The sequence below is a fragment of the Variovorax sp. P2_H12 genome, assembly GCF_056403395.1.
The window spans coordinates 1-391 of record NZ_JBFUFO010000273.1 but is presented as its reverse complement, the minus strand read 5'-3'; the positions used below and the strand labels follow the sequence as shown (position 1 = coordinate 391).

The 391-nt window shown below is 69.1% G+C and carries 1 protein-coding gene; it reads right to left on the bottom strand.

Going from position 1 to position 391, the window contains the following annotated elements; translation table 11 throughout:
* Positions 1-391, bottom strand: a 391-nt coding sequence (locus tag AC1DYK_RS36120; protein WP_478170641.1) for a TetR/AcrR family transcriptional regulator, incomplete at both ends; no start/stop codon positions are given.

Below are 391 nucleotides of genomic sequence, written 5' to 3'. Positions count from 1 at the left end.
GTCTGGGCACGGGTGAGGAGGGGGGTGCCTGCTTCGTACATGGAGGCGCGGCAGGAGGTGAACACGGCTGATTGTGTGTCCATTGCATTGCGGATCGCGCGTTTGGTGGCCATGTAGTCGACGAAGCGGCGCAGCCATGTGGTGAGTGCTTGCCAGGGGGGCTCTGCGGCGACTTCGTCGGCGAGCCGGCACAGTGCGTGGACCTCGTCCGCGTAGACGGCTTCGAAGAGTTCGGTGCGGGAGGGGAAGTTGCGGTACAGGGTGCCGATGCCGACCCCCGCGCGGCGTGCGATGTCCTCGAGTGAGGCGTCGGCGCCGTGCGCGGCGAAGGCCTCGCGGGCAGCGAGCAGCAGCGCGTCGTAATTGCGTCGCGCGTCGGCGCGGCGAGGGC